Here is a 12,659-nt window from a genome sequence, read left to right on the forward strand (position 1 = left end):
GGTAACTTTGTGTAACCCGTTCTACTGCCGACGATCAGGTCAGCGGGTGTGTGCTGCCGCGTGCGGCGCACCCAGTCCGGCGGGCGCGGCGTAGGCCGTCACACCCTGGGCGGAACCCGCGGCTTCGGCCTTGCCCTGCTGGACGCCCGCCGCGAACAGCGCGCCACAGAGCACCAGGAAGGCCAGGGTGTGCACCACCGCGCGGATCACGTTGTAGCGCACCCACGCGGCCTCGTAGTTCGCGCGGACCGCCGCCATATCGGCGATCTGCGCCGGGTCGCCCGCGGCGGCCAGCTGATCGTTGAGCGGGACGTTGAAACCTGCGGTCACCGCGAACGCGATCACGTTGAGCGCCAGGGCGATCGCGATCCAGACCAGGGTCGCGCGGTGCTCCCGGCCCAGGTGCAGCACCGCGGCGAGGATGCCGAACGCGACGGTGCCGAGGAAGGCGATCATGAACCAGGGATTGACGATGACCACGTTGATCTTCTGCATCACGTCGACGATGGTCCGATCGTCGCTGCGGTTCAGCGCGGGCATCACCGAGATGGCGTAGGCGTAGAACACCCCGGCGGTCAGCCCGGTCGCCAGCACGGCCGCCACCAGCGCGGCGATTCTCAGCGCGAACATTCGGTTTCTCCTGCCTCACAGTCCGGGTCCGAATCGTTTCGGTCCGGCGACGAGGACAAGTCAATCGCGAACGGGCCCGCGCTTCCATGGTCGAGACGCTCGCCCGCTTAAGCGGGCGTCCACGCGCGGTTCAGCGGTGCTCGGGGATTCAGAGATCCCGGTCGGAGATGATGCCGCTCTGCAAGGCAAGGGCCGCGAGGCGCACCCGCTTCTGGTTCTGCGGCAGGCTCTCCACGCCGAATTTGGCGAACAGCGCGCGCAGGTGGGTCTTGATGGCGTCGACGCTGAGGAACAACTCCTCGGCGATCTGCTGGTTGGAGGCCGGGGTCGCGAAGCCGGTGCCGTTCTTGTACGGCCGGCACAGCGCGACGAGGACCGCGCGCTGGGTCTCGGTGAGCGAACGCAGGGTGGGAATCGAGCCGGTGGAGGTGCGGGTGGCGTCGTCGGCGACCGAGCCGAAATCGTGGAAGGACACCAGCGAGGTGCCGACCCGGATCTTGTCGCCCGCCATCAGGCGGCGCCTGCCGACCAGTCGCTCGCCGTTGACGAAAGTGCCGTTGCGGGAAAGCCCGTCGTCGACGATCGTCCAGTGCGCGCCCAGATATTCGACGGCCGCGTGCACGCGCGAGACCTCCGCGTCCCAGCGCAACGCGAGATCGGCATGGGGCGAACGGCCGATCGTGACTCGCTGCTGATCCGGGCTCAGCATCAGCTCCTGCTGGCGGCCCGAGTCATCGGTGAATCGCAACAATGATCCGACGAATCCAGTCACTGCGCCGATACCTCATCTCTCCATACCGCCAGTGACGACCTTCGCACAGTTTCCATGGTGCCGCTTCGGGGTACCACGAGCAAGATCGTGCCAGGCCGGTCGATGCACAAATGCTACTGCCGCCCGGGCGTCGCACGATTCGCCCAGGCGGCAGCGGTGGAAAAAGGACTAGCCCTTCGCGGCCTTGTTGTACGCGTCGGTGATGTCGGCGGAGATACGGCCGCGGGCGGAGACCTTGTGGCCATTCCGGCGCGCCCACTCGCGAATTGCCGCACTTTGTTCCCGGTCGATGGAGACCCGGCTCTTCGGGGTGGCGGCGGTACCGGCGGCGGCCTTCACGCGGCGACGTCCGCTGACCCGGCGCGCACTGGAAACCCACTGTTCCAGCCCGTCACGCAGCTTCGCGGCATTTGCCGACGACAGGTCGATCTCGTACGACACACCGTCGATCGCAAACTCGATGGTCTCGTCCGCGATGGACTCACCGTCGACATCGTCGATCAGGCTAACGGTGACCTTCTTTGCCATGAGATGAACGTCCTCTCGAAATCGTGCGACCCGCATACTAGGCCGATTACCCGAGGCAAGAATACCTCGAATTCAGAAAATTCCAAGACGAGACTTCGGCAATCGAAACGCACCCGGCTCTGTTTGATTTGCGATGTTCGCCGACTGCTGGCTGGTTACGCTTCGGCGTCGCCTGCGCGCCGCTCGCTCACACCTCGCTGAGTGACCGGACGCACAATTGGGAACAGTATCGTTTCGCGGATTCCCAATCCCGTGAGCGCCATCAACAACCGATCGATTCCCATACCGGTTCCAGTTGTCGGCGGCATGCCGTGCTCCATGGCGGCAAGGAAGTCCTCGTCCAGCGCCATTGCCTCGTCGTCGCCCTGCGCGGCGAGCCGAGCCTGGTCCACGAAACGCTCGCGCTGGATCACCGGATCCACCAACTCCGAATAGCCGGTGGCCAACTCGAAGCCGCGGACATACAGATCCCACTTCTCGGTAACTCCGGGCTTGCTGCGATGCTGCCGAGTGAGCGGTGAGGTCTCGATCGGGAAGTCTCGCACGAATGTCGGCGCATAGAGCTTGTCGCCGTACTCGTGCTCCCACAGTTCTTCGACCAGTTTGCCGTGGCCGTAGCCCTTGCCCTCCGGAATTTCCAGTCCGACCCGATCGGCGAGTGTCAGCAATTCCTCGACAGACGTTTCCGGGGTGACTCGGACACCCAGCGCATCGGACAGCGAAGGGTACATCTCGACGGTCGCCCACTCGCCCCGAAGATCGTATTCGGTACCGTCCGCGAGGGTCACCACCTGGGTGCCGAAAGCCTCTTGCGCGACTTCCTGCACCAATTCCCGGATCATCTTCGCGGAGTCGTCGTAGGTGCCATAGGCCTCATACGTTTCCAACATTGCGAACTCGGGCGAATGGGTCGAGTCGGCGCCTTCGTTGCGGAAGTTCCGGTTGATCTCGAAGACCTTCTCCAAACCGCCGACCACGCACCGCTTGAGGAACAGTTCCGGCGCGATGCGCAGGTAGAGGTCCATATCGAGGGCATTGGAACGGGTGACGAACGGCCGGGCCGCCGCGCCGCCGTGCAGCGTTTGCAGCATCGGCGTCTCCACCTCGAGGAAACCGCGGCGCTCCAGCGCGGCGCGCAGCGCGCGCACCACCGCGACCCTGGTTCGGGCCATTTCCCTGGCCTCGGGACGCACGATCAGGTCGACATAGCGCTGCCGGACCCTGGACTCCTCGTTCATCTCCTTGTGCGCCACCGGCAGCGGCCGCAAGGCCTTGGCCGACATGGACCAGGAATCGGCCATGACGCTCAATTCCCCGGTGCGGGAGGCGATGACCTCACCGTGCACGAAAACGAAGTCACCGAGGTCCACATCGGCCTTCCAGGCCGCGAGCGCGTCGGCTCCGACGCCGTTGAGGCTGATCATCGCCTGCAGCTTGGTGCCGTCGCCCTCCTGGAGCGTGGCGAAACACAGCTTGCCGGTATTGCGCAGGAATATGACGCGGCCGACGACGCCGGCCTGTTGCCCGGTCTGGGTATCGGCGGGCAGATCCGGAAAGGCGGCCCGAATTTCGGCAAGCGAGTGCGTGCGCGGCACCACGACGGGATACGCCTCGCCGCCCTGCGCGAGCAGTCGCTCACGCTTCTCCCGGCGAATCCGCATCTGCTCCGGGACGTCGTCGACTTCCGGGGCGGGTCGGCGGGATTGCGCCGCAGGAACCGAACCCGCGGAGCGACCGGACGAGGGCGTGTTCGGGGTGCTCACATCCGACAACCCTAGCGTGCACCGGAAATCCTTTTGCGGGCCGCCCGGGCTCCGCCCGATAGTAACGAATCGGCATCGGTTTCCACGCGGACAGGTGTACCTGCTCGTGGTGCGGTTCTCCGGGTGAGTACCTGCCAACGGAAATGGCAGGGGCCTGCTCGTGCGCCGTCTCCGCACAAGAACACCTGCCGGGGGCGGTGAAACCCCGCCCGCGTTTCAGCGGACGGCCTTCGGCGCGAAAGGCCATCTGAGAATACCGAAACCGACTGCGCTACGGACTATTTCGAGATAGAAGGATCTCGTGCCGAATTACAACGAGGCGAGCGCGGTGACCTCGCGGGCGAAGTGCGGCGCCCGGCTCGCGATGGTGAGCAGCCCCGCCGCCTTGAGCGCCTGGTAACCCCCGATCAGATCGGTGGCCCGGTGCAGCCCGAGTTGTTGCAGCGAGGCGGCGGCCAGGCTGGAGGTGTAGCCCTCGGAGCAGACGACGATCCATTCCACGTCGTGATCGGCGGCCAGCGCCAAACGCGCCGAACTGGTCGGGTCGAGCCGCCATTCGAGCACATTCCGCTCGATCACCAGGGCGCCCGGCAGCGTGCCCTCCCGATCGCGCTGCGCCTGCGGACGGATGTCCACCAGAATGGCGCCCCTGGCGAGCGCGGCGGGCAATTCGAACGCGTAGATCCGGTCGAGTTGCTCGCGCGCGTTGTCGAGCATCTGATCGATGGTCAAGGGGGCCATCACATATCACCTTCGGGCTGGTCGGTGAGAACGGTTCGGGTACGCCGCAGGGTGCCGTGGCCGGTCACCTCGTAGTAGGACATGGCGGTCAGCGGCGGGGAATAGGCGTGCACGCTCAACGTCGGATCGAGCGGGCCCGCGGATTCGGCGGCGGCCGGTGCGCGCATCACGTCGTGCACCCAGCCGATGGGGAAGGAAGCCTGATCGCCCGCGGTCAGCGTGCGCCTGCGCAATTCCGTGCCGTTCCAACGGAATTCCGAGAGCGCCCCGCTGAGCACGGTGAGCGCGCCGAGCGATCCGGCGTGGTCGTGCAACTCGGTGGACTTGCCCGGCGTCCAGCTGATCAGCCAGACATCGACCTCGTCGTCGGAGAGCAGCCGGGTCGCCCAGCGTTCCTCGGCGGGCCAGACGCCGCCGGCGGGAAGCAGGTGGTCGTAGCGGCCCGCGAGCACGTCCTCGGCGCCCTCGTCGGTCAGCCGCAGCAGATCGGCGGGACGCAGCCTCGTCGGGAGCGCGGGCGCGACGGCACGGTCCACCGGCGGCCTGGCCGACAGGCTGTCACGTGCGGAAGAAAGGGAAAGAACAGAGGAACGCATGAGCGAAACTCCAGGAGGTGGGGATCGGTCGAGGGACTCGTGGTCGGCCTCGATCGGTCGAGGCCGGAATCAGCCTCGACAACACTCCTGGGTGCTCACGCGGTAAGACACGTCGGCGAGTCTAGCAGCGCCCTTCGCCGGAAGAACAGACCCACCCGGGGTGATACACGCCCCACCCCGGGCGCGCGGTCAGGATTTGCGGCGCTGCTGGTTGCGTTCGTAGACCAGGCGCAGGCCGGTCAGGGTCAGGTGCGGCTCGTGATGGTCGATGGTCTCCGACTCCGGCACGATCAGCGGCGCGCTGATGCCGGTGGCGACCACGGCGACGTCGTCGCCCGCGAACGCGTCGAACTCGTCGCGGATGCGGTCGATCAGACCGTCCACCAGCCCGGCGAAACCGAACACCGCGCCGGACTGGATGGCCTCGACGGTGTTCTTGCCGACCACCGAGCGCGGGCGCGCGAGCTCGACGCGGCGCAGCGCCGCTCGCTCGATGAGCGCCTCACTGGAGATGGCCACGCCCGGCGCGATGACGCCGCCGAGAAACTCGCCCTTGGACGAGACCAGATCCACGGTGGTCGCCGTGCCGAAGTCGACGACGATCGCGGCCGAGCCGAAGCGCTGCTGGGCGGCCAGCGCGTTCACGATCCGGTCCGCGCCGATCTCCTTCGGATTGTCGACGAGCAGCGGAATCCCGGTCCGCACACCGGGTTCCACCACCACGTGCGGCACGTGCGACCAGTACCGCTCCAGCATGGCGCGCAGCTCGTGCAGCACCGGCGGCACCGTGGACAGGGCCGCGACGCCCATCACCTCGTCCAGCTGGGCCCCGACGAGCCCGCGCACCTGCATGGCGAACTCGTCGGCGGTCAGCAGCGGATTGGTGTGCATCCGCCAGTGCCGCACCAGTTTCGCGTGCGAGCCGCTGCCGGAGAACAGGCCGAGCTCGATGCTGGTGTTGCGGACGTCGATGGTCAGCAGCATTGCTCACCCGACTTTCGAATTGGGGCCGTCAGGCGAAGGTGAGCGAGCGCGGGGAGGTCAGGCCGGAACCCTCGGGAGCGTGCGCCGGATCGGAGCCGAGTTCGATCGGGCGGTTGCGCTCGTCGACGAAGACGACCTTGGGGTCGTAGTCGGCGATCTCCTGCTCGTTCATCATCCCGTAGGCGATCAGGATGACCAGGTCGCCGGGATGCACCAGGTGCGCGGCGGCGCCGTTGATGCCGATGACGCCGGAACCGCGCTCACCAGCGATCACGTAGGTCTCCAGGCGGGCGCCGTTGTCGATGTCGACGATGCAGACCTGCTCGCCCTCGAGCAGATCGGCCGCGTCCAGCAGATCCTGGTCCACCGTCACGGAGCCGACGTAGTGCAGGTCGGCATGGGTGACGGTGGCACGGTGGATCTTGGACTTCATCATGGTGCGCAACATCTTCGTCGTCGCCTTTCTAGAAAGCTGCCGGTGCCGGCTGGGATTCGAGATTCGGGTGGCCGTCGATCGGGGCGCCGAGGGTGACGGCGATGTTGTCGATGAGCCGGGTGGCGCCGACCTTCGCGGCAACGAGCAACCGGGCGTTGCCGGAGGCCGGGGCCGGTCCGAGGGTCGAGGAGCGCAGTTCGAGGTAGTCGACGTCGACGCCGGTCGCGGCATCGAGCACGGCGCGGGCGGCGGCGACCACGCCGTCGGCGCCGAGGCCGCCCGCGTGCCTGCCCGCCGACAGCGCCGCGGAGAGGGCGAGCGCGGCCTCGCGCTGCGCCGGATCCAGGTAGCGGTTGCGCGAGGAGAGGGCGAGACCGTCCTGCTCGCGCACGGTCGGCACCGCGACGATCTTCACGTCGAAGTTCAGGTCGCGCACCATCTGCCGGATCAGCGTGAGCTGCTGGTAGTCCTTCTCGCCGAAGAACGCCTCGCTGGGACGGGCGATCTGGAGCAGCTTGGCCACCACCGTGAGCATGCCCGCGAAATGCGTCGGACGGCTCGCGCCCTCCAACTCGGCGCCGATCGGGCCGGGATGCACCGTGGTGCGCGGGCCGTCGGGATACATGTCGGAGACGCTGGGGGCGAACACCAGGTCGACGCCCTCGGCGCGCAGCAGTTCCACGTCGGCGTCCAACGTGCGCGGGTACTTGTCCAGGTCCTCGTTCGCGCCGAACTGCAACGGGTTGACGAAGATCGAGACGATCACGACCTGGTTGGTCCGCTTCGCGCGGCGCACGATCTCCAGGTGGCCCTCGTGCAGCGCGCCCATGGTCGGCACCAGGCCGATGGTGCGGCCGACGCCGCGCAAGGCCTTCGCCACGGCGGCGACCACGTTGGGATCGTGGTGCACAGTGAGTTCGCCCGGCTTGTAGGCGCCGCGCAATTTCGGATCCATCAACGGCGTCCTTCCAGGAGCTCGATCAGGGCGGGGTTGGTCTTGGCGCGCTCGGCGGTGCGCAGCGACATGGCGCGGTATCCGGCGGCGAGCCGCTCGTCGGTGGCCTCGAGCGCCGCGAGATGCGCCGCGACGGCCTCCGCGTCGCCGCGAGCGACGGGGCCGGTCAGCGCGGACTGACCGCGGCGCAGCGCGTTGTCCAGCGCGGCCGACGCGAGCGGGGCGAGCAGTCGCTCGGCGAGCCCGTTGGGCTGGTCGTCCACGATCTGCTGACCGAGCAGACCCGGACCGGACAGCGCCTCGCGCAACGCCTCCACCGCGTCGAGAACCACGGTCACCAGATGGTTGCTGCCGTGTGCGAGCGCCGCGTGGTAGAGCGCGCGGTTCTCCTCGGAGACCCGCACCGGTTCGCCACCCATCTCGATCACCAGGGACTGCGCGATCGCGTAGCCGATGTCGTCGGCGGCGGTGATGCCGAAGCAGGCGTTGCCCAGCCTGCTGACGTCCTCGTCGTGGCCGGTGAAGGTCATCGCGGGGTGGATGGCCAATGGCAGCGCGCCGATCTCGGCCAGCGGCGCGAGCACGCCGACGCCGTTGGCGCCCGACGTGTGCACCACGATGGTGCCCGGCCGGACCGCGCCCGAGCTCGCCAGGCCGCGCACCAGCCCGGCCAGCTCGCTGTCGGGCACCGCGAGCAGCAACAACTCGCTGCGCGCCGCGACCTCCTCGATCGGCAGGATCTCGGAATCGGGCAGCCGAAGCCGAGCCCGGTGCTTGGAGGCGTCGGAAATGGCGGCGACGCCGAACACGATGTGTCCGGCCCGCTCGAGCGCGGCGCCGAGCGCGGAACCCACGCGTCCCGCCGAGACGATTCCCACCGTCAGGCGTGCGGGCGCAGGGTCGAAGCCCGAAGCCGCGTTGTCAGAAGTCACGCTTCTCGAGGTCAACACTGTCCTCTCGATGTCGTTCCAGTCCCGCACCGCGGGTACCAGACGTTACGAGGTCGAGGATATCGGCCCGAAGTTTGCCGATGCCATGGCCCCCGGGCGTGATTTAACGAACAGTGTCAGCCGTGGCCGTTTTGCTCGGACTGGAGGTTCGCCATGATCTCCGCGACCGAGAGGCGGCGGGAGGCGTTGCCGGAGTCGGTGTCGGGGTCGACGCGGCGGCGACGGCGGGAGCTGGCGGTGCCGACCGTCGGCGTGGGGTGCGGAGTCGAAACGGGTGAGATGGTCGGATGCGGGGCAGCGTCTTCCTCCAGCGGTGGAAGGCGGAACGGGACGGACGGCCCGGCTTGCGGCTTTTCGCGTTCGGCCGGATCGGTGAAGGCGTCCGACCAGCCCGCGGGGGCGCTCGGCGGGTCGGTGGGATAGTCGTCGGCGGCCAAGTCTTTCGCGTACTCGGCGTCCGCGTAGTCGTCGTAGTCCTCGCCGGGGTAGTCGTCGGGCGAGACGACCGCGGTCTCCGCGGTGACCGGCTCGTCGAACGGGCTCGCGAAGACAGGGGGTTCGGGATGGTCCGGAACGAAGACCGGGGTGACCGCGCTGCGCGGTTGCTGTCCCAGCGGACCGACCCACCCGTCGGCATTCGCGGAGCTATCGTTCGCCGGATCGCCGTACGCGCTCGGCAACTCCTGGATCCGGGTGGCGTCGGCGCGCAGCGCGGGCCGATCCATCGGCAGATCGCCGTCGAAGAGGCGCTGCAGACTCTGCCGCAACACCGTCAGCTCGGCGCGCAGCGCGGCCAGTTCCGCGGCGTCGGCGCCGACTTCCTCGCGCACCCTCGCCTCGACGCCGAGCTCGTATTCGCGGCGCGCGGTGATCTCCCGCTCGAGCTGAAGTTCGTAGACCGTCTGCAGGTCACGCACCTTCGCCTTGTCCACATCGGCGTCTTTGCGGTACTTGGTCGCGGCGAGCGCGCCGATCGCGGCGGCCCACAGCGCGGCGATCAGACCGATCCTGATGAACTGCAGGCTGTTGCTGAAGACCAGGAAAACACTGGCAATCAGACCGAGCAGAATCAGAGCGCCGACGAACAATTTTCCCGCCTGATCCCGCCGTGGACGGGAAGTGCTGCTACGGGAGGGTGAAACCATGCACGCCAGGGTAGCGGGGTTGGCGCGGTACGCCCAGAAATCGGCCTGGTGCTTCCATTCAGAAGATTTGCTATGTAGTTGCTGATTCGTCCGGCGGCTCGTCGGGAGCCCGGCAGCAATACTCGAGCCACAGCGCGGCGGCGACCAGGGCGATCCCCGCGAACATGCCGACGACCGCGCCCGGCGAATCGGCGGCGGCCGCCCGCAGGGTGCCGCGCTGCGGGAAGACCCAGCACAGGAAGCCGAGCCAGATGCCGGCGGCGATCGAACCCACTTGCAACGAGGCCTTCGCCAGCGCGACGGCGCGCGCGGCGGTGATCGGATGCAGCTGGTGCCTGCCGTCCCCGATCTGGTGGTCGCTGACCCTGGCGCGGATGACGAAGGCGAGCACCACCTCGATGGCGGCCACCGGATACAGCGAGGCGCCCGCGTAGACCGAGATCGGCGGGAAATTCGCGTAGGCGACCCTGGTGGCGATCCACGCGACGACCGCCGCGATCAGCACGTTGGCTCCCAGGTCGAGCACCCGGGTCGGTTTGAGCTTCACGATGCCGCTCCCCCCGCGGTCCGGTGCAGCGACAGCTCGGTCCGGTGCACACCGGCCCGCTCGTCGGCGTCGAGCGCGGCGAGCCATTCCCGGATCGGCCGGTCGTCCCCCGCGACGGACAGTCGCGCCTCGGGTTCCACGTCCAGCCACGGGATCAGCACGAAGGCCCGGTTGTGCGCCTGCGGGTGCGGCAGCGTCAGTTCCGGATCGGCGCTGACGCACGGCACCGGCCCCGACGGACCGGGTTCGGCGCACCACACCACGTCCACGTCGAGAGTTCGTGCGCCCCAGCGCACTTCGCGGACCCGATGCGCGGCCCGCTCGAATTCCTGGCCCGTGCGCAACCAGCCGAGACAATCCAGCTCCGGATCGTCCGCCAGCACAACGGCATTGAGGAAATCGTCCTGATCGACGCCGCCCCACGGCGCGGTCGAGTACACCGCCGACACCGCGACGACCCGCTGTGCCAGCCCGTCCACAACGCTGCGCAGGTGTGCCAGGCGGTCCCCCATGTTCGAGCCGATCGACAGGACGGCGCGGCTCATTCGGCGCCCTCGCGCACGCGTGCGGTCACCACGCGGACATCGGCGAAGGTGTGCGGAATCGGGGCGGACGGCTTGTGCACCACCACTTCCACAGCGCGAATGCGCGGATCGGTCATCACGTCGTCGGCGATCTCAGAGACCACCGTCTCGATCAGATTGCGCGGCGGGCCCTGCACGATCCGCACCGCGCGCTCGGCGAGCGCGCCGTAGTCCACCGTGGCGGCCAGGTCGTCGGAGGCCGCGGCCGCCGCGAAATCCACCCACACCGTGAGGTCGACGACGAACTCCTGTCCGTCGCGGCGCTCGTGCTCGAAGACGCCGTGGTTCCCGAAGGCGCGCAGCCCGCGTAGTTCGATCCGGTCGGGACCGGATGGCAGGCCGCGGTACTCCCCCGGTCGGCCCTCGTGGGTCACCGGCGCCGTGGACGAGTTCATTCCTGCGCTCCTCGCGAAATCGGCCGGGCGGCGCGCTGCCAGGCGTCGGTGACGGCGATCGCGTCCAGGGAGGCGCGCACGTCGTGCACGCGAACTCCCCAGGCGCCGTGCATGGCGGCCAGTGCCGAGACCGTGGCGGTGGCGACCTCCCTGCCGTCCGGCGGCCGCGGACCGTCGGCGTCGGCGAGCAGGGCGCCGAGGAAGCGTTTGCGCGAGGCGCCGATCAGTACCGGAAGGCCGTCGGCGACGAAGTCGGGCAGCGCGCCGAGCAGCGCCCAGTTGTGGTCGGCGTTCTTGGCGAAGCCGAGCCCCGGATCCAGGATCAGCCGGGACGGGTCGACGCCCGCGGCGACGGCGAGCTCGACCTGAGCGTTCAACTCGGCGCGCACCTCGGCGACGACATCGTCGTAGTGGTCGGCCGGACCGGTGTGCCGGTAGTCGGCGCCCGCGCGCCAGTGCATGAGGATCCACGGAACTTCGGCCGCGGCAACGACTTTCACCATATCGGGATCGGCGCGCCCGCCGGAGACGTCGTTGATCACCGACACACCGGCGCCCAGCGCGGCCTCGGCGACGCTCGCCCGCATGGTGTCCACGCTGGTCGGCACGCCCGCGGCGACCAGCCCGCGGATGACCGGCGCGACCCTGGCCGCCTCGGTCTCCGGATCGACGCGGTCCGCGCCGGGCCTGGTCGACTCGCCGCCGACGTCGATGATGTCGGCGCCGGCCCGGTACAGCTCGACGCCGTGCTCGATGGCCAGGTCTGGATCGAGGTAGCGGCCGCCGTCGGAGAACGAATCGCTGGTGACGTTCACGACGCCCATCACCACGCAGCGGCGGCCGCCGCGCGCGACGACGTTCGTGCGACCGGGCACCGCGTCCTCCCTCACCGGCGCAGGATCAGTTCGAGTGCCTCGGCGCGCGAGGCGGCGTTGGTCTGCAACAGGCCACGGACGGCCGAGGTGGTGGTGCTCGCGCCCGGCTTGCGGATGCCGCGCATCGCCATGCACAGGTGCTCGGCCTCCACCACGACGATCGCGCCGCGCGGCTCCAGCTTGCGCATGACGGCGTCGACGATCTGGCTGGTCAGGCGCTCCTGCACCTGCGGGCGCTTGGCGTAGAGGTCGACCAGTCTGGCGAGCTTGGACAACCCGGTGACCCGGCCGTGCTCGCCGGGGATGTACCCGACATGGGCGACGCCGTGGAAGGACACCAGATGGTGTTCGCAGGTGGAGTACATCGGGATGTCGCGCACCAGTACGAGTTCCTGGTGTCCCTCGTCGAACGTGGTGTTCAGCACCGCGTCCGGCTCCTGGTAGAGCCCGGCGAAGGTTTCCCGGTAGGCGCGGGCCACGCGGGCGGGCGTCTCGATCAGGCCGGGGCGGTCCGGGTCCTCGCCGATCGCGATCAGCAATTCCCGGACCGCGGCTTCGGCCCTGTCCTGGTCGAACGGCCGCCCCGTCTCCAGTGCGACCAGTTCAGGCCGGGTCGACGCAGGCATGGAACCGTTGCGCTCGACCTCGTCGCGACCGTTGAGCGCCGAGCCGACGGCATGATGATTGGCCGACAATCGAGGACACCTCCAAAATCTCAGGCGCCGGCAATCACTCGGCACCCCGATGGTCGAGCGTAA

The 12,659-nt window shown here is 68.6% G+C and carries 16 protein-coding genes; all 16 read right to left on the reverse strand.

Going from position 1 to position 12,659, the window contains the following annotated elements; all coding sequences use genetic code 11:
* Positions 1–39 precede the first annotated feature (39 nt).
* Positions 40–630: an anthrone oxygenase family protein gene (locus FB390_RS03725; protein ID WP_141807693.1), complete on the reverse strand. Its 591-nt coding sequence runs from the start codon at positions 628–630 to the stop codon at positions 40–42.
* Between the two features lie 148 nt (positions 631–778).
* Positions 779–1,339 carry an FHA domain-containing protein gene (locus tag FB390_RS03730; RefSeq protein ID WP_246124229.1) on the reverse strand — a complete coding sequence of 187 codons (561 nt, stop codon included), beginning with the start codon at positions 1,337–1,339 and terminating at the stop codon, positions 779–781.
* Between the two features lie 231 nt (positions 1,340–1,570).
* On the reverse strand, positions 1,571–1,930 hold the full coding sequence (locus FB390_RS03735) for a histone-like nucleoid-structuring protein Lsr2 (RefSeq protein ID WP_067790005.1): 360 nt from the start codon (positions 1,928–1,930) through the stop codon (positions 1,571–1,573).
* A 155-nt stretch (positions 1,931–2,085) separates the two neighbouring features.
* On the reverse strand, positions 2,086–3,591 hold the full coding sequence (gene lysS / locus FB390_RS03740; RefSeq protein WP_141811519.1) for a lysine--tRNA ligase: 1,506 nt from the start codon (positions 3,589–3,591) through the stop codon (positions 2,086–2,088).
* A gap of 411 nt (positions 3,592–4,002) precedes the next feature.
* Positions 4,003–4,425: a rhodanese-like domain-containing protein gene (locus FB390_RS03745; protein WP_141811520.1), complete on the reverse strand. Its 423-nt coding sequence runs from the start codon at positions 4,423–4,425 to the stop codon at positions 4,003–4,005.
* Positions 4,426–4,433: 8 nt separating this feature from the next.
* Positions 4,434–5,030 carry a cysteine dioxygenase gene (locus FB390_RS03750; protein WP_246123835.1) on the reverse strand — a complete coding sequence of 199 codons (597 nt, stop codon included), beginning with the start codon at positions 5,028–5,030 and terminating at the stop codon, positions 4,434–4,436.
* A gap of 189 nt (positions 5,031–5,219) precedes the next feature.
* The gene (locus tag FB390_RS03755; RefSeq protein ID WP_067790002.1) at positions 5,220–6,014 is read right to left on the reverse strand and encodes a type III pantothenate kinase; all 795 of its coding nucleotides are present in this window, start codon (positions 6,012–6,014) and stop codon (positions 5,220–5,222) included.
* A 28-nt stretch (positions 6,015–6,042) separates the two neighbouring features.
* Positions 6,043–6,462, reverse strand: a complete 420-nt coding sequence (gene panD / locus FB390_RS03760) for an aspartate 1-decarboxylase (RefSeq protein ID WP_141807695.1) — start codon at positions 6,460–6,462, stop codon at positions 6,043–6,045.
* A gap of 16 nt (positions 6,463–6,478) precedes the next feature.
* Positions 6,479–7,405, reverse strand: a complete 927-nt coding sequence (panC, locus tag FB390_RS03765; RefSeq protein WP_141807696.1) for a pantoate--beta-alanine ligase — start codon at positions 7,403–7,405, stop codon at positions 6,479–6,481.
* Positions 7,405–8,337 carry a Rossmann-like and DUF2520 domain-containing protein gene (locus FB390_RS03770; RefSeq protein ID WP_141807697.1) on the reverse strand — a complete coding sequence of 311 codons (933 nt, stop codon included), beginning with the start codon at positions 8,335–8,337 and terminating at the stop codon, positions 7,405–7,407. The genes panC and FB390_RS03770 overlap by 1 nt, the downstream gene beginning before the upstream one ends.
* A 134-nt stretch (positions 8,338–8,471) precedes the next feature.
* A complete protein-coding gene (locus tag FB390_RS03775; protein WP_141807698.1) occupies positions 8,472–9,500 on the reverse strand; it encodes a DUF6779 domain-containing protein in 1,029 nt (342 codons plus the stop codon).
* Between the two features lie 70 nt (positions 9,501–9,570).
* Positions 9,571–10,047, reverse strand: coding sequence for a DUF3180 domain-containing protein (locus tag FB390_RS03780; RefSeq protein WP_246123836.1), 477 nt, complete (start codon positions 10,045–10,047; stop codon positions 9,571–9,573).
* Positions 10,044–10,592, reverse strand: a complete 549-nt coding sequence (gene folK, locus FB390_RS03785) for a 2-amino-4-hydroxy-6-hydroxymethyldihydropteridine diphosphokinase (RefSeq protein WP_141807700.1) — start codon at positions 10,590–10,592, stop codon at positions 10,044–10,046. The genes FB390_RS03780 and folK overlap by 4 nt, the downstream gene beginning before the upstream one ends.
* Positions 10,589–11,026 (reverse strand): dihydroneopterin aldolase, encoded by a 438-nt coding sequence (gene folB / locus FB390_RS03790; RefSeq protein WP_141807701.1) that lies wholly within the window; start codon positions 11,024–11,026, stop codon positions 10,589–10,591. The genes folK and folB overlap by 4 nt, the downstream gene beginning before the upstream one ends.
* Complete coding sequence (gene folP, locus FB390_RS03795; RefSeq protein WP_141811522.1) at positions 11,023–11,850, reverse strand: dihydropteroate synthase; 828 nt, start codon at positions 11,848–11,850, stop codon at positions 11,023–11,025. Before folP ends, folB begins: the two co-directional genes overlap by 4 nt.
* Before the next feature lie 62 nt (positions 11,851–11,912).
* The gene (gene folE / locus FB390_RS03800; protein WP_141811523.1) at positions 11,913–12,527 is read right to left on the reverse strand and encodes a GTP cyclohydrolase I FolE; all 615 of its coding nucleotides are present in this window, start codon (positions 12,525–12,527) and stop codon (positions 11,913–11,915) included.
* Between the last annotated feature and the right edge of the window lie 132 nt (positions 12,528–12,659).

This window comes from Nocardia bhagyanarayanae (assembly GCF_006716565.1).
Taxonomy (GTDB): domain Bacteria; phylum Actinomycetota; class Actinomycetes; order Mycobacteriales; family Mycobacteriaceae; genus Nocardia; species Nocardia bhagyanarayanae.

Coding starts and splice junctions, on each gene's coding strand:
- folP (WP_141811522.1), bottom strand. CDS start 11,850: ATGGGCGTCGTGAACGTCACCAGCGATTCGTTCTCCGACGGCGGCCGC.
- lysS (WP_141811519.1), bottom strand. CDS start 3,591: ATGCGGATTCGCCGGGAGAAGCGTGAGCGACTGCTCGCGCAGGGCGGC.
- FB390_RS03750 (WP_246123835.1), bottom strand. CDS start 5,030: ATGCGTTCCTCTGTTCTTTCCCTTTCTTCCGCACGTGACAGCCTGTCG.
- folE (WP_141811523.1), bottom strand. CDS start 12,527: ATGCCTGCGTCGACCCGGCCTGAACTGGTCGCACTGGAGACGGGGCGG.
- panC (WP_141807696.1), bottom strand. CDS start 7,405: ATGGATCCGAAATTGCGCGGCGCCTACAAGCCGGGCGAACTCACTGTG.
- FB390_RS03755 (WP_067790002.1), bottom strand. CDS start 6,014: ATGCTGCTGACCATCGACGTCCGCAACACCAGCATCGAGCTCGGCCTG.
- FB390_RS03730 (WP_246124229.1), bottom strand. CDS start 1,339: ATGCTGAGCCCGGATCAGCAGCGAGTCACGATCGGCCGTTCGCCCCAT.
- folK (WP_141807700.1), bottom strand. CDS start 10,592: ATGAGCCGCGCCGTCCTGTCGATCGGCTCGAACATGGGGGACCGCCTG.
- FB390_RS03725 (WP_141807693.1), bottom strand. CDS start 630: ATGTTCGCGCTGAGAATCGCCGCGCTGGTGGCGGCCGTGCTGGCGACC.
- FB390_RS03735 (WP_067790005.1), bottom strand. CDS start 1,930: ATGGCAAAGAAGGTCACCGTTAGCCTGATCGACGATGTCGACGGTGAG.
- panD (WP_141807695.1), bottom strand. CDS start 6,462: ATGTTGCGCACCATGATGAAGTCCAAGATCCACCGTGCCACCGTCACC.
- folB (WP_141807701.1), bottom strand. CDS start 11,026: ATGAACTCGTCCACGGCGCCGGTGACCCACGAGGGCCGACCGGGGGAG.
- FB390_RS03775 (WP_141807698.1), bottom strand. CDS start 9,500: ATGGTTTCACCCTCCCGTAGCAGCACTTCCCGTCCACGGCGGGATCAG.